Genomic DNA, 22,120 nt, shown 5'->3' on the forward strand with positions numbered 1-22,120 from the left:
AAAATGAAACTATATTTTAAACTCATTTTTCTGCTTCTTGCTTTACTCTGTTTTTCTCAAAAAAACACAGCACAGCAAATCAAAGCAGCCGAATATTTTTGGGACACCGATCCCGGTCAAGGTAATGGAACGCCTATGGCTGCGGCTGATGGGAGTTTCAATGGGGCTGTAGAAGAAATAATTGGATCTGCCAATTTGCTTCCCGCCACCGGAATTCATACCTTTTCTATTCGGGTAAAAGATCATGCCAACAAGTGGAGCATAGCCTACAAAACCATTGTAGACATTACTCCTGCAATTGTCACTAAACGACAAATAAAAGTTAACCTCGCCGAATATTTTTGGGACACCGATCCCGGACAAGGCAACGGAACACCGTTAATTGCATTCGATGGTGCTTTTGATGAAGCGCTTGAAACAGCCGTAAATTCAGGTATTGCGCTTCCAACTGTGGGTGTGCATTCCTTTTCTATGCGCGTTAAAGATGCCGAAAACCACTGGGGCACAGCTTTTAAAACGGTGATTGATATCGCCCCTTCTATTCTTACCATTCGGCAAATTAAAATTACAGCTGCCGAGTATTTTTGGGATGCAGATCCTGGACAAGGTAATGGATTAGCACTTCTTGCTTTCGATGGTGCCTTTAATGAAGCATTGGAAACACTTACAAAAAGTGGAATTAATTTACCTGCACCCGGAATTCATAAATTTAGTATGCGTGTGCGCGATGCTCAAAATCAATGGGGAAAATCCTTCAGCACAATCGTTGACATTACTCCCAATTTAGTCACCACCAGGTCTATAAAAGTAAGCGCTGCCGAGTATTTTTTCGATACCGATCCGGGAAATGGAAACGCAACTCCCATGCTGGCTTTTGATGGTAATTTTAATTCAGCACTCGAAACAATTAAGGGTGCCAATATTCCATCTCCTGTATTAATGGGCAAACATGTATTATACCTTCGTGTTAAATCAGCTTCTGGACAATGGGGTAATAATTTTGGTATCGTTGTAAATATGGACATCGACATCGATAATTTTACTACCGATATTAACGGTGCGAGCGCTTTATGTTATAGCACAGTTTTCAATAACGCCTACATCTCTGCAGCGCATCTTGGAAACACCTATTCATGGTCTATTACAGGCGGTACAATTACCTCCGGCGCAGGAACAAATACTGTAAATGTAAACTGGAGCTTTACAGGTCTTCACAAATTAAAACTAACTGAATGCAATGCTTTGGGAACCGTTTGTTCAACTGATTCAATAGTGGTTTCGGTAACACCACCAACAACTCAAACAGTAAATCGCTTTGTGTGCAACGGCGATAGTTTATTTTTGCAAGGTGCTTGGCGCAAAACTGCAGGCTTATATCACGATTCGTTGTTAAGTATTGGAGGCTGTGACAGTATTGTGCATACTAATTTAGCGCTGTATTCCTCCTACCAACATAGTGCTACTGCAGGTTTTTGCACCGGCCAGAGCGTTATTGTAGGCGGTGTAACCATTAGTGCTCCGGGCATTTATACCCAACATTTTTCTTCGATTCATGGTTGCGATAGCACAGTTGTTACAACCGTTACAGAATACCTCGTAAACATTGTAAATACGAATGCAAACATATGTAGTGGAGATAGCATTTATTTGCAAGGTGCCTATCAACTTAATCCCGGAACTTTTACCGATGTGCTTACTTCATCGCATGGATGCGACAGTGTGGTGGTTACACAATTATTTGTGAACCAAGCGAGCAGCTCCACTCAAACAGTTTACATCTGTGATGGAGATAGTATATATTTAGGTGGTGCTTATCAAACTACTGCTAATGTTTACACAGATGTAATTCCAAATGCAAACAATTGTGATAGCACGATTACAAGTACATTGGCTGTATGGCCCTCTTACATGGATACCATCACAGCAACAATTATTCAAGGAGACAGTATATTTCTCGCCGGTGCCTATCAATATACAAGCGGCTATTATTCCGATACTTTTGCGGCATTGCATGGCTGCGATAGTATTATTGTTACCAGTCTATCGGTATTGATTGGCACAACTAATTTATCGGATTTAATTTATGCTCCTTCAATCTATCCCAATCCATTTAGTAATAACTTAAATTTGATTACTAAATTGGAAAAGGAAATGAGCTTACGAATAAGCGATGCTGCAGGAAGGATAGTGTATTCAAAGGATAATGAAACAGAAAATCATATTCAAATCAATACAGAAACATGGAAACAAGGTGTCTATTTTATTCGCCTTTCACAAGGTGATGCTATTTGGATAAGAAAATTTGTAAAATTGGAGTAAAGCATTCCACTGCTCCATTAAAAAAGCGTCCATTGAACATGGGCGCTTTTTTTTTAATCAAGAGCTATCTTAATAAAGGGTGATGTTAAAAAATAAACCTGTTAGTCGGAGCAATAAATATATAGAGCGAATGAGCTTACTTATCCCATAAAAAAACATTAAATTCAACCCTTGAAACTTTTAAGTTTACACCATAAATGAAAAATTTCGTAGTTCGGTTTTTTACTATTCTTTTCTTTGTTCCTATTGTAGCGCAAGCGCAGTATATTTCCACGAGCGAAACGGTGCCATATACCTGTCCAAGTGTTTGTGCTGGCGGAACACTTGTTTTAAAAATATTTCAACTACAAAATTTAACTTCCGGTGCTCAGGTGCAAGCTATTTTATCTAACTCAACAGGAGGTTTTGGTAGCGGAACCACAACAATAAATTGTAATCGATACAGCACCTCAAGTGCAACAGGACCTTGGATTAACGGGCCTTACGCTTTTTCATCTAACGCAAGCAATGTTTTTTTTGAATTTACAATTCCGGCCACTGCAACACCGGCAACCGGCTATACAGTTCATTTTAAATCAGGGGCAACAGTAGGCGCAAACATGCAAATGCCTTGTACTGGCTTTACAATTACTCCCAGCTACAGCCCTCTCGCAGCGCTTGCTCCGTCAACTTACGGAAACGGCCAATGGATAGCACATGCTTATACGTGGACACCTACAACTGGTGCACAACTTAATACTGCAGCGCTCGTTGCTGCGCAAAACTTTTTTGACCCCATAAATTACAAAGGTCACTTTTTAAAAAATAGCTTGAGCTTTAATTTAGATTATACACCCAATGGTGGTAAAATGCCGGGGCCTCTAGCAGTTTTGCACGATGGTACTAGTTTTCAATGCGGCGATGGCTACTCTACAAATTTTAGTTTACGCTTTTACCGCACCGAAAATTTTGCTGCCGGCTTATATCAATTCGAGATTCAAGGTGATGACGGTATTCGCTTAAGTATTGATGGGGGCATAACTTGGATATTAAATAGCTTTCTCGAACAAGCCTATGCAGGTAGCATGAAAACAACTGCAACGCTATTTCCAAGTGGAGTTTGTTTATCCGGTCCTACGTCTCTCGTAATTGAGTATTTTCAACGCCCTGCTGACGCGCACATTCGTTTTTCCTCCCAATTGCTTTCACCGGCTGCAATTGCTCAACCAAAAGATTCGATTGTATGTGCAGGTCAAAATGCCGCATTTTCAACTACTTCAATTATCGGAGCAACTTATCAGTGGCAAGTAAGTACTAATGGTGGCGCCACATTCAACGCTATTTCAAACGGGGCACCTTACAGTGGTGCAACCAGTAATGTGCTTCAAATTATACCTAGTAGCACCATTCAGAATTCATATTTATATAACTGTATCGTAACAGGCGTTTGCACTAATCCTGTCACTACCGGTAATGCCTTGCTAACAGTCACCACATCCGCACCAAATATTACCACTCAACCACAAAGTACAAGCGTTTGTGATTTGGGAACAGCAACTTTTACAATAGGAACAGCAGGCACTGCAGCGTATCAATGGCAAAGAGACAGCAGTGGTATTTTTGTAAATATCCACAACGGTGGAGTTTATTCCAATGTAAATGGTGCTACGCTTAGCATCTCACCGGTAAGTGCGGCAATGAACAATACAAATTATCAATGCATTGTTACAGGATGTGCCATAAATACAGCAAGCTCTGTTGTTGCGTTATCGGTTACCAGTAATGCAAGTATTAACAGCCAGCCGGCAGCCTCTACTATCTGCGCCGGCGATAATACAAGTTTTTCTGTAGTTGCAAGTAATGCACTCAGCTATCAATGGCAAGAAAATACGGGTGCAGGATTTACTTCCATCAGCAATGGTGGCATTTATTCAGGAGCAACAACTGCAACTCTTGCCATATCAAGTGCAACGTCACTTATGAACGGAAATCAATATCAATGTATTGTTACCGGTTGTGGTGCCGGTATTCCTACTACTGCTGCGCTGTTAACCGTTGGTACAGCTGCAAGTATCAATGTTCAACCCATCGATAATACTTTATGTTTATTTGGACCCGGTGCTTTTACCATTGGTGTGCCGGTAGGTGTATCATGTCAATGGCAAGTTAATAGCGGCAGTGGTTTTACAAACATAATTAATGGAAGTTTATATAGCGGTGCATCAACTCCTTCGCTGCAAATTAGCGGTATGCAAGCTGCTATGGATACTTACCAATATCAGTGTATTGTTTCGGGCTGCAACAGTAGTTCTGTAACCAGTAATACTGTAACTTTATACTTAGGGTCTTCAGCCATTATAACCAGCCAACCTACGGCAGTAAATTTATGTGGACCTGGTAATACTTCAATTAGCGTTATCGCATCAAATGCAAATTCCTACACCTGGCAAGTTAATACAGGCAGTGGTTTCGTAAATCTGGTGAATGGCCCGAATTATTCGAATACTTCTACTGCTACACTCACCATTACAGGAGCTACAGCTGCATTATCAGGAAATCAATATCAATGTATTATTAGTGCTTGTTCCGGAAATTCAGTTACTTCAAATGCAGTAACCTTAACTGTTTCTCCACTTGCTGCAATTGCTAGCCAACCCGCCAATCAAACGGTATGTATGGGAGGAACAGCAACATTTTCATTTTCTGCAACAAATGTTCAATCGTATAGCTGGGAAGGTGGATTGGGTGGAACTTTTAGTCCGTTAGTCAACGGAGGCAATATTACAATTAATAACTCCACACTTGTGCTATCGAATGTCACTTCACTTCAAACTAATTTTCAAGTGAAATGCATCCTTACCGATTGCTCCGGAACAATTAGTACATCGCTTGTAACACTTATCGTGACACCTGCAGTTAGCATCTCAAGTGCATCCCTAAATCAAAATGTTTGCGAAGGCGATAACATCAATTTTTCTATAACTGCACTTGATGCTGTTTCATACCAATGGGAGGTTAATTCCGGTTCCGGTTTTCAATCCTTAGCGAATGGTGGGATATACAACAACGCAACTACTGCAGTACTAAACATCAATGGAGTCACACTTGCTTTGCATAACTATTTGTATAGATGTGTTGTCAGTGGTTGCGGCAGTTCAACAGCTACAAGTGCACCTGCCAGTTTATTCGTTTCACCTGTTTCAACACTTTTATACCAAACACAAAGTGCCATCTTGTGCGAAGGCGGAAGCACCAACCTAACTCTTACAACCACCGGAAACCCTAGTTTTCAATGGCAGGTAAATTTCGGTTCTGGTTTTACAAATGTTAGCGACGGTGGAATTTATTCAGGCGCGACAACTTCCATGCTAACTTTATCGAATGTTAGTATTTCTGAAAATGGCAATATTTACCAATGCATCTATACAAGTTGTGGCCCGGGTAAAATTTCCCTTCCAATTCCATTCACTGTTCAATCGCCACCCATTATTGATGTGCAGCCTGTAAATGAAAAAAAATGTGAAGATGAAAGTGCCAACTTCTCAATAGTCGCTAGTGGAAAAAACCTGTCCTATCATTGGCAAATAAGCACCGACGGAGGAATTAGCTTTTCCGATATTTTAAATATCCCGAATTACTCAAATGAAAATACTGCACAGCTTATCATTAACAGTGTGAGCACCGATATGAAAAATAATTTTTACCGCTGTGCAGTTGATGGCTGTAATCAAACCATATATTCGAATCCGGCTATGGTCGATGCTACCGAAAATGCTACTACACTTTACATTCCTAATGCGTTCTCGCCCGATAATGATGGACTGAATGATTATTTCCAAATTAACCCTTACGGATTAAGAGACGTAAAGGGCGAAATTTTTGACAGGTGGGGTGAAATTCTATTTGAATGGAATTCACTTTTAACTAAATGGGATGGTAAATACAAAGGTGCTGTTTTACCTGCGGGTGTTTACGTTTACACCATTGAAGCTACAAGTAATTGCGCCGATAAAAAATTAGAAAAAAAAGGAACGTTAACTCTTTATAAATAGAATCTTATTAATCCTCGTTAAAGTACCATGCTAAAAAAAGTCCATCTTTTCTTCTTAAGTCTGCTCTTGAGTTTTTCTGTAAAAGCAGCTTTTATCGACATAGGCGAACCTGTGCCCTTTGGTTGTCCCAGCATTTGCGCCGGCAATACCATTTTATTCAAAATTTTTCATGTGCAAGGATTACCTACCGGCGCTACGGTGCAGGCATTGCTATCCAACCCTTCCGGTTCTTTTACTTCCGGCACAACACTATTTAATTGCAACAGGTATAGCACAGTAAGTGCAACCGGACCATGGACAATTGGTGCTTACACTTTTGCTGGAGACATAAATGATCTATTTTTCGAAATCACTATCCCTGTTTCTCAGGCCCCAGGAGCAAATTACAACATTAAATTCCGCTCCGCCGTTTCACCTTTTACAACTAGTAATACCTTAAATCTACCGGGAGGAACTTGCAGTGGTATGACGATTACGCCGGGGTATGCGCCACTCGCAGCTATTGCCCCAAGTACCATTGGTAGCAATCAATGGATAGCGCATGCCTATACATGGGTACCTACTACAGGCTCACCACTTACCACTCCTGCATTAATTGCACAACAAAGTTTTTTCGCACAAGCAAACTATAAAGGACATTTCTTAAAGGACTCTTTAAATTTTAGTTTAAATTTTACAAACACCACCGGTAGCAGTAAAATGCCCGGGACTGTGGGATTAGTAAACAATGGAACAAGTTTTCAGTGTGGCGATGGCTATACAACAAACTATAGTTTGCGCTTCTACCGTAACCAAAATTTTACTCCGGGCTTTTATCGTTTTCGCCTTGCGGCAGATGATGGTGCACGTTTAAGTATTGATGGTGGTGCAACTTGGTTAATTGATATGTTTACGGAACATGCTTTGGCGAGTCAAAATACTGATGCTGCCTTTCCAAATGGAGTATGTATGAATGGCCCTGCTTTACTCGTAATCGAATATTTTCAGCGCCCCGTAGATGCCATTGTTAAATTTGATGTTACAGCGCTTTCAACAAGCATAACACAACCTCAAAATCAAACTATTTGCGAAGGTACAACTACTTCATTCTCTGTTGGTACAACAATTCCATCTGCAACCTATCAATGGATGATGAGCTCCGACAGCGGTTTAACCTACACACCTGCTCCGGTAGGTTCGCCCTTTGCAGGAACAAATTCTTCTACATTACAAATCCTAAGTACTCCATTTTTCCTTCATAACTACCTATTCAAATGCATCATCAGCGGAATATGTGGAAATGCTTTTCCTAGCGATTCGGCCGGATTAACTGTAAATCCGGTTGTGGCATTCACCTCACAGCCGGTTCCCCAAATAGTGTGTGTTGGTGACACCGTGAGCTTTACTGTTGCAACGAATACTCAAGCAAGTTATCAATGGCTCGAAAATATCAGCAGTGGCTTTGTTTTCATCAACAATACCGGAACGTATATTAATGCAACAACTCCTACATTAACCATTAATGGTGTAAGTGCTAACTATAACAATTATCAATACCAATGCATCATCAGCGGCTGCGGACCTTCTATCCCAAGTGCCCCTGCTTCCATAACATTTGCTCCGCTTCAGGCTTCTACACAACCTCAAAATCAAGAAGTGTGTGGCACCCAAACATTATCTTTATCCGCAAACGCCTTAAATGCAAACAGCTATCAATGGCAAATCAGTTTAGATAGTGGATTAACTTTCACCAACCTTATTGATAATTCCGTTTATCAAAATGTTAACATGTCAGATCTCTCAATTTTAAATGCCGATGCAAGCTTTAACGGCTTACTTTATAGATGCCAAATTTTTGGATGTGGGCTGTTTATTTATTCAGACACCGTCGGCATTTTTGTAAAAAAAGGGGTAGAAGCTGAATTTGTGCCAAATGTTTTTTCTCCCAATAATGACGGACAAAATGATGTATTCAAATTAAACACAATTGGATTAATGAATGTATCCGGTTCAATTTATAACCGCTGGGGACAGGAACTCTACAAATGGTCATCCATCACCGATAATTGGGATGGAAAATTTAAAGGGACAGCAGTAAACGATGGCGTTTATTTTTACAGCCTCAAAGCAACAAGCGAGTGTGATGGAAAGGTGATTGAAAAAAATGGTACTATAAGCCTCTTTAAATAATTGCTATTGTCGCTTTTGAAACTCGTCTTTTCCACTATCTAAAAACGAAATAAATTTTTCAATATTTGGGTCATAACCTTGAGGAGTTATCAGTAATTGCTCGTTTTGATCAAGTAAGGTATAATAAGGTTGTGAATTGGTTTTAAAGCGAGTAGTTTGCAAATCACTGTATTTATTCCCTGTGGTCTTCACTTTTTTTCCTGTAATTTTTGAAACGTATTTCTCCTGTTCAGGCAATTCCGTTTTGTCATCCACGTAAAGCGAAACCAAAACATAATCTTCATTCAGTCGCTGCAACACTCTTGGATCAATCCAAACTTGATCTTCCATTTTTCGGCAATTTACACAGCTCCATCCGGTAAAATCCACCATCAGCGGCTTACCAATTTTTCGGGCATAAGCCAAGGCCACATCATAATCGTGAAAGCAATTTAAATTATGGGGACAATGCTCCGGATCCGTTCCTTCCACAATTTTTTTGTCAGCTGTCGATGCTCCTGAATTCATTGTCCACCCCTCATTGTAAAAAGTTGGCGGTGGAAATCCACTGATAAGTTTTAAGGGCGCTCCCCACATTCCGGGAATTAAATACACTACAAACGAAAAGGTGAGTATGGAAAAAAGTAAGCGCGGAATTGAAATATATTTTAGTTCACTGTCGTGAGAAAACTTGAGCTTGCCCAATAAATAAAATCCCAATACCGAGAAAATAATTATCCATAAAGCAATAAAAATTTCGCGTTTCAAGAACCCCCAATGGTAGGCTAAATCTACGTTCGATAAAAACTTTAGAGCTAGTGCCAATTCCAATAATCCTAAAACCACTTTTACTGAATTTAACCATCCACCCGATTTTGGCAAAGAATTTAACCATCCCGGGAAGGTGGCAAATAAGCCAAAGGGCAAAGCTAATGCAGTTGAAAAACCAATCATCCCAATTACCGGATTAATGACATTTCCGCCTACCGCCGCTTGCACCAGTAAACTGCCAATGATGGGTCCGGTGCAGGAAAACGAAACCAAGGAAAGGGTAAAGGCCATAAAAAATATGCCTATCAAACCTCCACGTTCACTGGCGCTATCGGCCTTATTTATCCAAGCACTTGGAAGTGTAATTTCAAAAGCTCCTAAAAAAGATACCGCAAAAATTACAAAAATGATGAAGAACGACAAATTCACCCACACGTTGCTGGCCATGGCATTTAAGGCATCCGGACCCAAGGAGAGCGTAATGAGCATACCCAGTGTTACATAAATTGCGATTATAGAAAAGGAATAAATTAATGCATTTGTAATTCCTTTTTGCCGCGTTTTGCTTTGTTTGGTAAAGAAACTTACCGTTAATGGAATCATCGGAAACACACAGGGGGTGAGCAATGCAAGCAAACCACCTAAAAATCCGGCAATAAAAATTCCCAAAGCCGACTTTTGTTCCTCTACTACAGCAGTAGTAACTACTTCAGTTTTTTTTTTCTCTATTGGAAGAACTTGTTCCACATCTTTTCCTGTATCTACCGGGGTTGTTTGTGTGTCTGTAGTTTCAGGCACTGCAATAATAGTTTTTGATTCATTAAGTATGGGGACCACGCTTGATCCTTCGCTCTCAATTTCGAATTCAATTTCCTCAGGAGGGGTACACATCTTATTGTCGCAACTCATATACTCCAAACTTCCTTTAACAACAAATGGTTTGGTATCTATAAGTTTTATTCTTTGAGTGAATGTGGCCTTGTTCGTGAAATACTTAATTACGGCACCAAACATTTCATCCTGTTCTTCAATAGCCTTACTTTCCTCAACCTTTCCATTCAAAGCAAAGGACTTATTCTTTGTAAACTTAAATGAAGTAGGTATAGGGCCGTCTTTAATAACGAATTGAGAATACAAATGCCAACCCTTATCAATAGTGGCCGAAAAAATTAGTTCAGCTTCAGTGTCGCTTATTTTTTTCGAAGAAAATGCCCATTTAACAGGAGTATAAATTTGAGCTTGCACAGAAGTTAATCCCAATAATAAAAAGAAAGAGAGTAGTATTCTAAGGAAACTTTTTTTCATCAGCTTATAAAAATTTGTGGTGTAAAATTAATAGGAATAGCCGAATAAAAAAGTCGTTCAAAAGACTTAACCTGCATTGCTTTGTTAAAAAAGTATAATGCATGTCAATAAACTTTAATAGCAATAAGAGGCATTTTATGAACAAGCAATGTCCGCTTTTTTCAGCATCTTTGTTCCTCATAGGACTAATCTAAATAAACACCTCTCCCTTTTATGATTTACGACAAGCACATATTTATTTGTACCAATGAACGCAAAAATTCAACCCGAAAAAGTTGTGGAGAAGCGTATGGTTTAGAACTCGTTTCCAAATTTAAAGAGGAACTAAAAACACGAAACATCGATTTAAAAATTAGAGTGCAAAAATCCGGGTGCCTTGATATTTGCGACTTTGGGCCTACCTTAGTCGTATACCCGGAAGGAATTTTTTATGTGGGTGTAACTGCAGCCGACGTAAACGAAATTATTGACGAGCACTTACTCCATAATAGGCCTGTTGAAAGATTGCGCCTAGCAAAAGATTATAAAAAGGCTTAAAAATATCATATTGCTTTGATGATGGACCAAAATGAACTACTGCCCTATCTCAACAGTGAGAAAATAATTCGTGATTTAGCCGGTCAAATTAGCAAGGATATCGGTATTGATAATTTCTCTATTCAGGCTGTTCAGCCCTCCCCGATTGCATTTCAAGAATTATTTGAACAACTCCTACCCCTTATTCAAGAATTAGAAATTACCAACAAACCCAAATTAAATTTTATTCTCAACCGCACCGACATTAGCGAAAATCAATTAATTCAAGCATTAAAATCAAATGCTAAAAAATCATACTCCATAGTTATTAGCGAATTAATTATCAAGCGAGAATTGCAAAAAGTGGTGATTCGAAACCTGTATAGTTGATAAAAAGTAATTTAATTGCAGCTTCAATTGTTCCATATTTTTAGTGTTCAAATCTGCAGCAGCCCTTACTATTTTAATTGGCAGCATTTCAGTTCTCACCCATTATTGAAATACAAAATTTCTCGCTTTCTTTTGCAAACCATGCGCTTCTTGCTCCCCTTCCAAACATTCCCCATTTAATACTATTTTTGCGGGATGGAGTTAAAAAATGATTTGATTTTACGCGCCGCCAGAGGCGAAAAAGTAGAGCGAACTCCTGTGTGGCTCATGCGTCAGGCAGGCAGAATATTACCAGAATACCGCGAAGTGAGGGCTAAAATGGGCGGATTTAAAGAGTTAGTCGAAAGCCCTGAATTTGCTTGTGAAGTAAGCATTCAACCAGTCGACATTTTAGGAGTAGATGCTGCTATTATTTTTTCTGATATTTTAGTAATTCCAGAAGGAATGGGTCTCCCTTATAAAATGGTGGAAAGCCGCGGACCGTGGTTTGAAAAAACAATAGCAAACGAAAAAGATATTGATGCACTAAAAGTAGCTCAAGCTCATGATGTGCATTATACTGTGGATGCCATAAAATTATTGAAAAAGGAATTAGCCAATCGAGTACCTATTATTGGTTTTGCAGGCGCTCCATGGACCATATTGGCCTATATGGTAGAAGGTTCAGGTTCAAAAACCTTTTCAAAGGCAAAAAAATTTCTATACACCCATCCTACAGAAGCACATAAACTGCTCCAAAAAATTACCGACAGCACCATCAATTATTTAAAAGCACAAATTGCTGCCGGTGCAGATATCATCCAAATTTTTGACAGTTGGGCCGGTATTTTAAGCCCTGCCCAATACGCTGAATTTTCGCATGCTTACATCGATAAGATTTGTGATGCATTAAAAGCTGAATATCCGAATACCCCAAAACGGTATTTGCAAAGGTGCATTTTTTGCACTACGAAATTTTGTGAAAACAAACTGCGAAACGATTGGCTTAGACTGGAACATGGACATTAGTGTTTCACGTAAAGTGATTGGTGATAATAAAACTTTACAAGGCAATATGGACCCTTGTTTATTGTATGCAGACTATAAAACAATTAAGTCAGAAACCATAAAAATGCTCCAAGAATTTGGTCCCAATCGCCACATTGCCAACCTTGGACATGGGGTGTATGCAGATGTCGAAAAAGACAAAGTAAAATGCTTTGTGGATACGGTTAAAGAATTTGAATTTTAAGCTAGATTGAGTTATTAAGTATGCATAATATAATTTCTCAAAATGAAAATCGGAATCATTGGTTCAGGCGCGATGGGTGCCGGAATTGCTCAAGTAGCAGCAAGTGCCGGACATAGCGTTATTGTTTACGACAACAATCAAACAGCCCTTCAAAAAGCCAAAGCAAATTTGGAAACCACGCTTAAAAAATTAGTTGAAAAACAAAAACTAACTGAAGCGGATGCAAAAAATATTTCTGACCAAACCAGCTATGCCAGCGAGCTTAGCGATTTTAAAAATTGTGAATTAGTAATTGAAGCAATCGTTGAAAATTTGGAAATCAAACAGCAGGTTTTTACGGAACTGGAAAAATTGTTTCAGTCAATTGCATTTTAGCCAGCAACACTTCTTCGCTTTCAATTGCATCCATTGCATCTTCCTGCACAAACGCTTCAAGAGTACTTGGAATTCACTTTTTTAATCCTGCACCCATTATGCCATTGGTGGAAATCATTCCCGCAATCACTACCGCTAATGAAATAACTCTTGAAGCAAAAAAGATTATTGACGCATGGGGAAAAGTAACTGTGCTAACCAAAGATACTCCCGGTTTTATTGTGAACCGCGTTGCCCGCTCTTACTATGGTGAGAGCATTCGTATTTATGAAGAAGGCATAGCGGATTTTGCTACCATCGATTGGGCGCTTAAAGAATTTGGAGGATTTAAAATGGGGCCCTTTGAATTGATGGATTTTATTGGCAACGACATCAACTTCAAAGTTACCGAAAGTGTGTGGCAGCAATTCTTTTACGAACCTCGCTTCAAACCATCTCTTACCCAAAAAAGATTATACGAAGCAAAATTATATGGTAAAAAATCAGGTAAAGGATATTATAATTATGCCGAAGGTGCTGTAAATCCTGCACCTCAGAAGGATGAAAAGATTGGAAAAGAAATTTTCAACCGTGTAATTTCAATGCTTGTTAATGAAGCTGTAGATGCTCTTTACCTTAAGGTGGCCAGCAAAGAAGACCTCGATTTAGCCATGACTAAAGGCGTAAATTATCCCAAAGGTTTATTAAAATGGGCAGATGAAATTGGTCTGGAAAAAGTACTTACTACTTTGCAACATTTATACAACGAATACCAGGAAGACCGCTATCGACCTGCAGTGCTCTTAAAAAGAATGGTGAAACAAAATCAAACGTTTTATGCCTAATTCAAAAGCAAATAAAATTGTAGATAAAATGCTGGCCGAAGATAAATTCAGTGCCTGGTTGGGTATTGAAAAAGTTTTGGTGGAAGAAGGGCATTGCATTTTAAAGATGAACATCCGCGAAGAAATGGTGAATGGTTTCGGAATTTCGCACGGCGGTATTGCGTTCTCATTTGCGGATAGCGCGCTTGCTTTTGCTTCCAATGCCTATGGCAGATTAAGTGTTGCACTTGAATGCTCCATTTCATTTGCTATTGCGGTTAGAGTGGGTGATGAATTAACTTGCGAAGCCAAAGAACTCAGCATAACCAACAAAACAGCCACCTACCACATCGAAATTGCAAATCAAAAAAATGAAAAAGTTGCTTTCTTTAAAGGTACAGTATATCGTACTTCAAAAGATTGGGAAATTGGTAATTAATAGCACGCTGATGTATCAAGAATAGTATTATTAACGCAATCAAATCATAAAAAATCATAATCATCTTAAAAAATCAGCGTTCAAAAAAAACAAATATGAAAGAAGTATTTATTATTGATGGAATCCGCACTGCCATTGGTAATTTTGGCGGCACCTTAGCTGTTGTGCGCCCGGATGATATGGCTGCACAGGTCATTAAAGAACTTATAAAGCGCAATCCCAGCATCGACCCGAAAGAAATTGCGGATGTTATTTTTGGCTGTGCCAATCAAGCTGGTGAAGATAACCGCAACGTAGCACGCATGGCTCTTTTACTTGCAGGTTTGCCGGTAACTGTCCCTGGCGAAACAGTGAATCGCTTGTGTGCTTCCGGATTAAGCGCCAGCATTGCTGCAGCAAGAACCATTATGGTTGGTGATGCCGATTTGATGATAGCAGGTGGCGTCGAAAATATGACACGTGGCCCATGGGTCATGTCTAAAGCCTCAACCCCTTTTGGTAGAGATTCTCAATTATTTGATTCGAGTTTCGGATGGCGCTTCATCAATCCTAAAATGAAAGAACTATACGGAGTGGATGCCATGGGCGAAACTGCCGAAAACCTTGCCGAACGAGATAAAATAAGCAGAGAAGATCAAGATAAATTTTCCTTGTTGAGCCAACAAAAAGCTGGCAAAGCGCAACTTAATGGTCGTTTGGCCAAAGAAATAATGGCTGTATCTATCCCACAAAAAAAGGGAGATGCACACATTTTTAATGCCGATGAATTTTGCAAACCGACAACCACACTCGAAGGATTAAGCAAGCTCAAGGCTTCTTTCCGCAAAGAAGGTGGAACTGTTACCGCAGGAAACGCTTCCGGATTAAATGATGGAGCAGCAGCAATTTTGCTCGCCTCAGAAGTTGCAATTAAAAAATATAAACTAACACCCAAAGCAAGAATAGTATCAAGTGGTGCTGCCGGTGTGGAACCTCGCATCATGGGAATCGGTCCGGTGGAAGCGGCTAACAAAGCCTTGGCTAAAGCCGGATTAACATTTAACGACATTGATATCATAGAACTTAACGAAGCCTTCGCCGCACAAGCATTGGCCTGCACGCGCGCATGGGGACTTGCAGATAACGATCCCCGAATTAATCCAAATGGAGGCGCTATTGCTTTAGGGCATCCGCTTGGCATGAGTGGCGCACGAATCCTAAATTCAGCAGCCATCGAATTGCACGAACAAAATAAAAAGTATGCATTAGTTACCATGTGTATTGGATTGGGTCAAGGTTATGCAGTAGTAATTGAAAAGGCTTAGATTAAGGATTTAGGATTTACGATTTAGGATTTACGAATTTTAGATTTGTAGTTAACCAAAAATATTTAAAGATGACAAAAGAGGAGTTAAAAAAAAGGACAAAAAAATTTGCTGTTCGGGTAGTTAAATTTATTTTAACAGTTGAAAAAAACAAGGCTGTTGAAGTAATATCTTTTCAAATATTAAAGTCAGCTTCTTCAACTGCAGCAAACTATCGTTCTGCATGCCGAGGAAAATCCAGTGCTGATTTTTTAAACAAATTAAAAGTCGTGGACGAAGAGGCTGACGAAACCTTGTTTTGGCTCGAGTTTATTAATGAACTTGAATTTAACTGCGACAAAAAAGAATTGGCTCTATTGATGAAAGAAGCTGATGAATTAGTATCCATTTTTTCAGCCGCTATCAAAACCATTAAATCCAAAAACCTAACCAACTAAGTTTAACTTTTATAAAAATTCTAAAATCCATTATCCTTATAGTAATTCCAAATTCCCAAATCCTTACTCCTTATTCCCAATTCCTCAAAATGATATACGAATTTCAAGGCTACAAACCTGTCATACACGAAAGTTCCTTTATTCATCCTCAAGCAGCTGTTACAGGCAATGTCATTATTGGTAAAAACGTGTACATCGGTCCGGGTGCTGCCATTCGCGGCGATTGGGGGCAAATTATTATTGAAGATGGCTGCAACGTGCAGGAAAATTGCACCATTCACATGTTTCCCGGCGTTACGGTTTTATTAAAAGAAGGTGCCCACATTGGCCATGGTGCCATCATTCACGGTGGTACCATTGGTAAAAATGTGTTGGTGGGAATGAATGCCGTGGTGATGGATAATGTGGTAATTGGCGACAATTGCATTGTTGGAGCCCTTTGTTTCGTTCCTGCCGATTCAATAATTCCTGAAAGAAAAGTAGTGGTAGGAAATCCTGCAAAAGTATTGAAAGAAGTTAGCGATGAAATGATAACTTGGAAAACCCAAGGCACAAAATTATACCAACAATTACCTGCCGATTGTTATGCTTCTTTAAAAGTATGCGAGCCTTTGCGGGAAGTGGAAACCAATCGCCCAAAGCAACAGGATGTTTATAAAACTTGGAATCAAACGAAATAAAATAATCTCCTATGAAAAAATCTAAACTAATTATTTTCCTTATGATGTTTGGCTGCTTGCCCCTTTTCGCACAGCAATCAAAACCTCTGAACGAGCAATTCGAAATGAAAACCTATTACCTTGTATTCTTGAAAAAAGGACCAATCCGGACACAAGATTCTACAACCGTTGCAAAAATTCAAGAACAACACATGGCGCACCTGACCAAAATGTTCGAGGATAAAAAAATGTGCATTGCCGGACCATTAATGGACAATACCGACCTGCGCGGAATTTGTATTTACAATACCGAAACGTTAGAAGAAGCAAAAACATTAGCTGAATCCGATCCTGCAGTTAAATCCGGGAGATTAATGATAGAAATTCATCCTTGGTATGCTGCAAAAGGAACTTCTTTACCCTAAACTAATCAAACATGACTGAAAAAGAAAAATTTATCAGAACCGGATTTGTAGAACTCTTGGAAACCCTTCGCCCTCATGCCAAAGGAATTTGGGGAGTAATGAATGCACAGGAAATGGTCGAGCACATGAGCTATGCCTTTCGTATGGCTAACGGAAAAGACAGCTATGAATTGGTAACTCCGGCTGAAAATGTGGAGCGCATGCAAGCCTTTGTAATGAGCGATCGCGAATTTAAACCCAACACTAAAAACGTTCTACTTCCCGAAGTGGCAGTGCCTGCACAAAAAGCGAGCATGCAAGCCTCCATCGAAGAATTGAAAACAGAAATTGCTGATTTTTTTGCTTACTTTAAAAAGCACCCGGATGGTGTTTTAATGAATCCCTTTTTTGGAGAATTAAATAATGAATTGTGGATAGATTTGCTTTACAAGCATTGTATGCATCATGCTAAGCAGTTTGAGTTGATAAAATAAAATTAAAGTTTACTTTTGAAATCATATAAGAATCTACCTAAATCAAAAAAACATGGGACTAGTAAAAGAATTTAAAACCTTTATCAACCAAGGCAATGTGGTTGACTTAGCCGTGGGTGTTGTTATTGGCGCGGCCTTCGGAAAAATTGTATCTTCATTTGTAGACGATATTATTTCGCCACTTATTGGATTAATGATTGGCGAAACCAATTTTGGAGATTTAAAATACGTGATGAAAGAAGCTGTACTAGGTGCGGATGGAAAAGAAACATCCGCAGCGGTATCGCTTAACTATGGTAGTTTTTTGGAAGCAATTATCGATTTTGTAATCGTTGCCGCTGCCATTTTTATGGTGGTAAAAGCCATGAATAACATGAAAAAGAAAGAAGCGCAAGCACCCTCCGCTCCTACTCCACCTCCTGCACAAGAAGTATTATTAACCGAAATCAGAGATTTACTGAAAAAATAATTGCAAAATAAAAAAGCTCCGGATAAAAATTCGGGGCTTTTTTGTGACTGCTTAAATTAAAAATCAGTTAATGAAATTCTCAGCGACCTCTTTGCTCTTCTGCTTCTTTGCGGTTATTTTTTGTCCGTGTGTACTTTACGAAAAGCTAAGAAAATACTGCATTAATAAGCCTTCGAAATACTTGTGAAGTTACGTTTGGGAGTAAAGTGATGTTAGAATAATGTTACAGAATCAACCAATAAATAATAGCCCACACCCCCAAAAAGAAAAGCCCAAAATAAAGCGAATTCAGCTGTTGCTTAATATCTCCTTTCACAAAAGTTCGATAAAAAAACCAAACCAAAAATAGAATACCAAAAACCAGCGGAAGAATAGCTCTGAACATTATTTATATTTATTAAATTCGTGTATCGATTATAAATTCAAAAAAGAACAAAGTAAAACGCTAATTTTATTTCCAACGAAAACAAATCCGCTCAAATCATAATCATCCGCGTCATCAGCGTTCTATTTCAAACACAATTTTACAAAGATTTTCGTTCCCAATTTCAGCTATTTCTATGAATTGCTAAAAATCAACCCATATAACCATACCATTCATCCCTAGTTTTCAACAAAGTCATTTACAAAAAAGAGACACAAATCCTGTTGAATGTCACTGATTACAAGAGCTATACAAAAAGTCAGTCAAACTCGATTTTAGTCTAAAAACCACCCTTCATAAATAATTTTGATTTTAAAACAATTAATTTATTTCTTTGCACATTAATTTATAAACCAAATTCAATAAAAATGTCAGACATTACATCAAGAGTAAAAGCAATTATCGTTGATAAATTAGGCGTAGACGAGAAAGAAGTAACAGCCGAAGCAAGTTTTACCAACGATTTGGGTGCCGATTCGCTCGACACCGTTGAGTTAATTATGGAGTTTGAAAAAGAATTTAACATTGCCATTCCAGACGATCAAGCCGAAAACATCGGAACTGTTGGTCAAGCCATCGCTTATATTGAATCGAACATAAAGTAATAACGTATGCAATTAAAACGGGTAGTAGTTACAGGATTAGGAGCATTAACTCCAATTGGTAATACCATTCCCGAGTACTGGGAAAATTTAATTAATGGTGTCAGCGGTGCTGACATCATTACTCGTTTTGATGCGTCTAAATTCAAAACCCGATTCGCCTGTGAGGTAAAAGGTTTTGACCCCAACAATTTTTTTGACCGCAAAGAAGGACGTAAGTTAGATGCCTATGCACAGTATGCATTAGTGGCTTCTGATGAAGCGTTTAAAGATTCAGGTATTGATCTAACCAAGATTGATCTTGACCGTGCCGGAGTAATCTGGGGCAGTGGAATTGGCGGATTGGATACTTTCTTAACCGAAGCAACCGGTTTTGCTTTGGGCGATGGTACTCCTCGCTTTAATCCTTTCTTTATACCTAAAATGATTGCCGATATCGCTTCCGGGCATATCTCCATTAAATACGGCATTCGCGGACCAAATTTTACAACTGTTTCGGCATGTGCATCCAGTACAAATGCATTGATTGATTCTTTTAACTATATCCGTTTAGGCAAAGCTGATATTATTTTCACCGGAGGTTCCGAAGCTGCTGTTAATCAGGCTGGAATGGGTGGATTTAATGCCATGCATGCCATGAGCGAGCGCAACGATTCTCCTAAAACTGCTTCCCGTCCATTTGATTTGGATCGCGATGGTTTTGTGTTAGGAGAAGGTGCTGGAGCTTTGATTTTAGAAGAATTGGAACATGCAAAAGCGCGTGGTGCAAAAATTTATTGCGAAGTAGTTGGCGGAGGCATGAGTGCCGATGCACACCACATTACCGCACCACATCCCGAAGGTTTGGGCGCACTTAACGTGATGAAAAATGCACTGAGTGATGCTGAAATGCTTCCAACCGATATTGATTACATCAATGTGCATGGTACCTCTACACCACTTGGCGATGTAAGCGAAACCAAAGCTATTAAAAGTGTTTTTGGCGACCATGCTTATAACCTCAATATCAGCTCAACCAAATCGATGACAGGCCATTTACTTGGTGCTGCCGGAGCGATTGAAGGAATTGCAGCTGTACTGGCGGTTAAAAACGATATTATTCCACCCACCATCAATCACTTTACCGATGATCCGGTTTTTGATCCGCGTTTGAATTTCACCTTCAACAAGGCCCAAAAACGTGTTGTTCGCGCTGCCCTTAGCAATACTTTTGGCTTTGGCGGACACAATGCTTCTGTGATTGTAAAAAAGTATAATTCCTGATATTTATCTTTTGAGCTTATTTTCCTTTTGGCGATCCCGTTCAGTTGAAGACAAAAAGCTGTATGAATCGCTGAAAAATATTTGCGGGTTTTCACCCGGGAATATTGAATTGTATAAAATGGCATTCCGCCACAGCAGCGTTGCGCAACACGTTAAAAGCGGTGTAAGCAACAGCAACGAACGACTCGAATTTTTAGGCGATGCGGTGCTCGGTTCGGTAGTGGCACATTTTCTTTTTACCAAATTCCCCTTTCGGGATGAAGGATTCTTAACCAAAATGCGCTCCCGCATTGTAAGCCGCCAAAACATTAACAAACTGGCAGTAAAAATGGGCGTTGAATCTTTTATCATGAAAGTGAACGATGCGCGACCCGGATTTAAATCCATGAATGGAGATGCCTTAGAAGCTTTTATTGGCGCGGTATATTTGGATAAAGGATACAAAGTGGCTCAAGATTTTGTGCTTAATCGTATCGTTAAAATTCATGTCGATTTAGAAGCTTTGGAGCATACCGATACCGATTACAAGAGTAAAATGATTGAATGGAGCCAGAAAGAGAAAAAACCCATTCGCTTCGAATTGGTGGGCGAAGAAGGGAAAGGGCACGAAAAATTTTACACCGTTAACCTCTGCATCGAAGGAGAAGTAGCCGGAACAGGTAAAGGATTCTCTAAAAAAATTGCCGAGCAAATGGCGTCCGAAAATGTATGTTCAACTTTGGGCATTTAAATTGATCTCGGAAATAATTCGGCCAAAACTTTCTCACGGTAACTAAAAATTTCTTTCACCTTTCGACGAATAAAAAGGGCATTAATCAAAGGCTCCAAAATCCAACCGGGAGAAAGAAATTCAACCATATCCCGCATGTGCGTTTTGCCATTCACTTCCTTGAAAGTATGCTCATGAATCCATATTTTATATGGCCCTTTAATTTGCTTGTCCACAAAACTATAGGGCGGATTCCATGCACTAATTTCGGTTTTCCAATAAAACGGAATGCCACTCAATTTTAACTTATAATCAATTATAGTCCCTTCTTCATTGTGATGGGAAGCGGCGTTAAAATTTTAAACTCTAACGCTTGAGGGGTCAGTTTATTCAGATTCTCAGCAGCGCTAAAAAATTCAAATACTTCTGCAAGCGGTCGGTCAATTAAGGTTTCGGAATAATAAAAGTGTGAGTTCATGGCTCTTGTAACAACTCATTTTAGAAAAGGTTCATTCCTTTTTAGCAGACTAATTCATATTTATTCTAATGCCTATAAATCAATATCAAAAATAAAACGCTCCATTATGTTATCTTTGAAATCCGAAAAATGGCAACCAAAAAACTATCAATTGACAACGATTATGAATTTTCCCTTATCGGAATTTCAAGCCATTCGAAAGATTATCGTTTGTGTTGGAGTTTAAATACCGCCCTCCAAACTAAATTCACCAAAAAAGAAGATTTGAAAGTGGAGTTGGTAAAAATGCGCGAAATTTCACTCTTTTCCTTTTATGAATTTGAAGAAGAAGAAAACTTTAACTTCCACTACATAATTGGCAATAGTGGCACTTCCGGCTTACTGCTTCCTGAACACAAAAATTTAGACTACTTTTGGATGATAAAGGGAATGTTCTCGAAAGCGAATATGCGTGAATTGCTGGCTAAATTATGCACCGTGGAAGCGGTAATTACCTGCCTCGAAATTGATGTAGCATCACTGAAATCAAAACAAAACCTTATTTTTTAA

At 39.1% G+C, this 22,120-nt stretch carries 17 protein-coding genes and 3 pseudogenes; 18 read left to right on the plus strand and 2 right to left on the minus strand.

The annotated features are described in order from the left end of the window. Nucleotides 1-3 precede the first annotated feature (3 nt). The 3 genes from IPP32_00730 to IPP32_00740 all read left to right on the plus strand — a co-directional run bounded on the left by IPP32_00730 (nt 4) and on the right by IPP32_00740 (nt 8,519). The gene (locus IPP32_00730) at nt 4-2,319 is read left to right on the plus strand and encodes a T9SS type A sorting domain-containing protein (GenBank protein MBL0046617.1); all 2,316 of its coding nucleotides are present in this window, start codon (nt 4-6) and stop codon (nt 2,317-2,319) included. Nucleotides 2,320-2,516: 197 nt separating this feature from the next. After that, nucleotides 2,517-6,350 (plus strand): gliding motility-associated C-terminal domain-containing protein, encoded by a 3,834-nt coding sequence (locus tag IPP32_00735; GenBank protein MBL0046618.1) that lies wholly within the window; start codon nt 2,517-2,519, stop codon nt 6,348-6,350. A 27-nt stretch (nt 6,351-6,377) separates the two neighbouring features. After that, entirely contained in the window at nt 6,378-8,519 is a 2,142-nt protein-coding gene (locus IPP32_00740; GenBank protein MBL0046619.1) for a gliding motility-associated C-terminal domain-containing protein, read from the plus strand. A 3-nt stretch (nt 8,520-8,522) separates the two neighbouring features. On the opposite strand, the gene IPP32_00745 is transcribed toward IPP32_00740, so the two are convergent. Further along, a complete protein-coding gene (locus IPP32_00745; protein ID MBL0046620.1) occupies nt 8,523-10,574 on the minus strand; it encodes a thioredoxin family protein in 2,052 nt (683 codons plus the stop codon). A gap of 213 nt (nt 10,575-10,787) precedes the next feature. Here IPP32_00745 and IPP32_00750 point away from each other — a divergent pair, with 213 nt between their 5' ends. The 14 genes and pseudogenes from IPP32_00750 (at nt 10,788) to rnc (ending at nt 21,114) form a co-directional block, all read left to right on the plus strand. After that, nucleotides 10,788-11,111 (plus strand): (2Fe-2S) ferredoxin domain-containing protein, encoded by a 324-nt coding sequence (locus IPP32_00750; protein MBL0046621.1) that lies wholly within the window; start codon nt 10,788-10,790, stop codon nt 11,109-11,111. Between the two features lie 18 nt (nt 11,112-11,129). Continuing rightward, complete coding sequence (locus IPP32_00755; protein ID MBL0046622.1) at nt 11,130-11,480, plus strand: hypothetical protein; 351 nt, start codon at nt 11,130-11,132, stop codon at nt 11,478-11,480. Nucleotides 11,481-11,675: 195 nt separating this feature from the next. Next, nucleotides 11,676-12,711, plus strand: a pseudogene (gene hemE / locus IPP32_00760) (uroporphyrinogen decarboxylase). A 42-nt stretch (nt 12,712-12,753) separates the two neighbouring features. Then, nucleotides 12,754-13,910 (plus strand): annotated as a pseudogene (locus tag IPP32_00765) (NAD(P)-binding domain-containing protein). Then, nucleotides 13,903-14,328 carry a hotdog fold thioesterase gene (locus IPP32_00770; protein MBL0046623.1) on the plus strand — a complete coding sequence of 142 codons (426 nt, stop codon included), beginning with the start codon at nt 13,903-13,905 and terminating at the stop codon, nt 14,326-14,328. The pseudogene IPP32_00765 and the gene IPP32_00770 overlap by 8 nt, the downstream one beginning before the upstream one ends. Before the next feature lie 95 nt (nt 14,329-14,423). Beyond that, nucleotides 14,424-15,632: a 3-oxoadipyl-CoA thiolase gene (gene pcaF, locus IPP32_00775; GenBank protein MBL0046624.1), complete on the plus strand. Its 1,209-nt coding sequence runs from the start codon at nt 14,424-14,426 to the stop codon at nt 15,630-15,632. 71 nt (nt 15,633-15,703) lie between these two features. Further along, nucleotides 15,704-16,069 carry a four helix bundle protein gene (locus IPP32_00780; protein ID MBL0046625.1) on the plus strand — a complete coding sequence of 122 codons (366 nt, stop codon included), beginning with the start codon at nt 15,704-15,706 and terminating at the stop codon, nt 16,067-16,069. An 89-nt stretch (nt 16,070-16,158) separates the two neighbouring features. Beyond that, nucleotides 16,159-16,749 (plus strand): transferase hexapeptide repeat family protein, encoded by a 591-nt coding sequence (locus tag IPP32_00785; protein ID MBL0046626.1) that lies wholly within the window; start codon nt 16,159-16,161, stop codon nt 16,747-16,749. 11 nt (nt 16,750-16,760) lie between these two features. Continuing rightward, nucleotides 16,761-17,153, plus strand: a complete 393-nt coding sequence (locus tag IPP32_00790) for a hypothetical protein (GenBank protein ID MBL0046627.1) — start codon at nt 16,761-16,763, stop codon at nt 17,151-17,153. Nucleotides 17,154-17,164: 11 nt separating this feature from the next. Continuing rightward, a complete protein-coding gene (locus IPP32_00795; GenBank protein ID MBL0046628.1) occupies nt 17,165-17,626 on the plus strand; it encodes a hypothetical protein in 462 nt (153 codons plus the stop codon). 52 nt (nt 17,627-17,678) lie between these two features. Next, nucleotides 17,679-18,095 carry a large-conductance mechanosensitive channel protein MscL gene (mscL, locus tag IPP32_00800; protein ID MBL0046629.1) on the plus strand — a complete coding sequence of 139 codons (417 nt, stop codon included), beginning with the start codon at nt 17,679-17,681 and terminating at the stop codon, nt 18,093-18,095. Nucleotides 18,096-18,887: 792 nt separating this feature from the next. Then, entirely contained in the window at nt 18,888-19,124 is a 237-nt protein-coding gene (locus tag IPP32_00805) for an acyl carrier protein (protein MBL0046630.1), read from the plus strand. A gap of 6 nt (nt 19,125-19,130) precedes the next feature. Then, nucleotides 19,131-20,384 carry a beta-ketoacyl-ACP synthase II gene (fabF, locus tag IPP32_00810; protein MBL0046631.1) on the plus strand — a complete coding sequence of 418 codons (1,254 nt, stop codon included), beginning with the start codon at nt 19,131-19,133 and terminating at the stop codon, nt 20,382-20,384. A gap of 118 nt (nt 20,385-20,502) precedes the next feature. Next, nucleotides 20,503-21,114, plus strand: coding sequence for a ribonuclease III (rnc, locus tag IPP32_00815; protein ID MBL0046632.1), 612 nt, complete (start codon nt 20,503-20,505; stop codon nt 21,112-21,114). Here the strand turns inward: rnc and IPP32_00820 are convergent. Continuing rightward, a pseudogene (locus tag IPP32_00820) lies at nt 21,111-21,571 on the minus strand (SRPBCC family protein). The gene rnc and the pseudogene IPP32_00820 overlap by 4 nt on opposite strands. Before the next feature lie 129 nt (nt 21,572-21,700). On the opposite strand from IPP32_00820, the gene IPP32_00825 reads away from it, so the two are divergent. Then, nucleotides 21,701-22,120 (plus strand): IPExxxVDY family protein, encoded by a 420-nt coding sequence (locus tag IPP32_00825; GenBank protein ID MBL0046633.1) that lies wholly within the window; start codon nt 21,701-21,703, stop codon nt 22,118-22,120.

The sequence above is a fragment of the Bacteroidota bacterium genome, from assembly GCA_016721765.1.
Taxonomy (GTDB): domain Bacteria; phylum Bacteroidota; class Bacteroidia; order UBA4408; family UBA4408; genus UBA4408.

Excerpts from the sequence above, each read along its gene's own strand:
- IPP32_00785 (MBL0046626.1), top strand. The coding sequence starts at position 16,159 with ATGATATACGAATTTCAAGGCTACAAACCTGTCATACACGAAAGTTCC.
- IPP32_00750 (MBL0046621.1), top strand. The coding sequence starts at position 10,788 with ATGATTTACGACAAGCACATATTTATTTGTACCAATGAACGCAAAAAT.
- IPP32_00735 (MBL0046618.1), top strand. The coding sequence starts at position 2,517 with ATGAAAAATTTCGTAGTTCGGTTTTTTACTATTCTTTTCTTTGTTCCT.
- IPP32_00795 (MBL0046628.1), top strand. The coding sequence starts at position 17,165 with ATGACTGAAAAAGAAAAATTTATCAGAACCGGATTTGTAGAACTCTTG.
- IPP32_00770 (MBL0046623.1), top strand. The coding sequence starts at position 13,903 with ATGCCTAATTCAAAAGCAAATAAAATTGTAGATAAAATGCTGGCCGAA.
- IPP32_00790 (MBL0046627.1), top strand. The coding sequence starts at position 16,761 with ATGAAAAAATCTAAACTAATTATTTTCCTTATGATGTTTGGCTGCTTG.
- IPP32_00740 (MBL0046619.1), top strand. The coding sequence starts at position 6,378 with ATGCTAAAAAAAGTCCATCTTTTCTTCTTAAGTCTGCTCTTGAGTTTT.
- rnc (MBL0046632.1), top strand. The coding sequence starts at position 20,503 with ATGGCATTCCGCCACAGCAGCGTTGCGCAACACGTTAAAAGCGGTGTA.
- IPP32_00825 (MBL0046633.1), top strand. The coding sequence starts at position 21,701 with ATGGCAACCAAAAAACTATCAATTGACAACGATTATGAATTTTCCCTT.
- IPP32_00780 (MBL0046625.1), top strand. The coding sequence starts at position 15,704 with ATGACAAAAGAGGAGTTAAAAAAAAGGACAAAAAAATTTGCTGTTCGG.
- fabF (MBL0046631.1), top strand. The coding sequence starts at position 19,131 with ATGCAATTAAAACGGGTAGTAGTTACAGGATTAGGAGCATTAACTCCA.
- IPP32_00730 (MBL0046617.1), top strand. The coding sequence starts at position 4 with ATGAAACTATATTTTAAACTCATTTTTCTGCTTCTTGCTTTACTCTGT.
- IPP32_00805 (MBL0046630.1), top strand. The coding sequence starts at position 18,888 with ATGTCAGACATTACATCAAGAGTAAAAGCAATTATCGTTGATAAATTA.
- pcaF (MBL0046624.1), top strand. The coding sequence starts at position 14,424 with ATGAAAGAAGTATTTATTATTGATGGAATCCGCACTGCCATTGGTAAT.
- mscL (MBL0046629.1), top strand. The coding sequence starts at position 17,679 with ATGGGACTAGTAAAAGAATTTAAAACCTTTATCAACCAAGGCAATGTG.
- IPP32_00745 (MBL0046620.1), bottom strand. The coding sequence starts at position 10,574 with ATGAAAAAAAGTTTCCTTAGAATACTACTCTCTTTCTTTTTATTATTG.
- IPP32_00755 (MBL0046622.1), top strand. The coding sequence starts at position 11,130 with ATGATGGACCAAAATGAACTACTGCCCTATCTCAACAGTGAGAAAATA.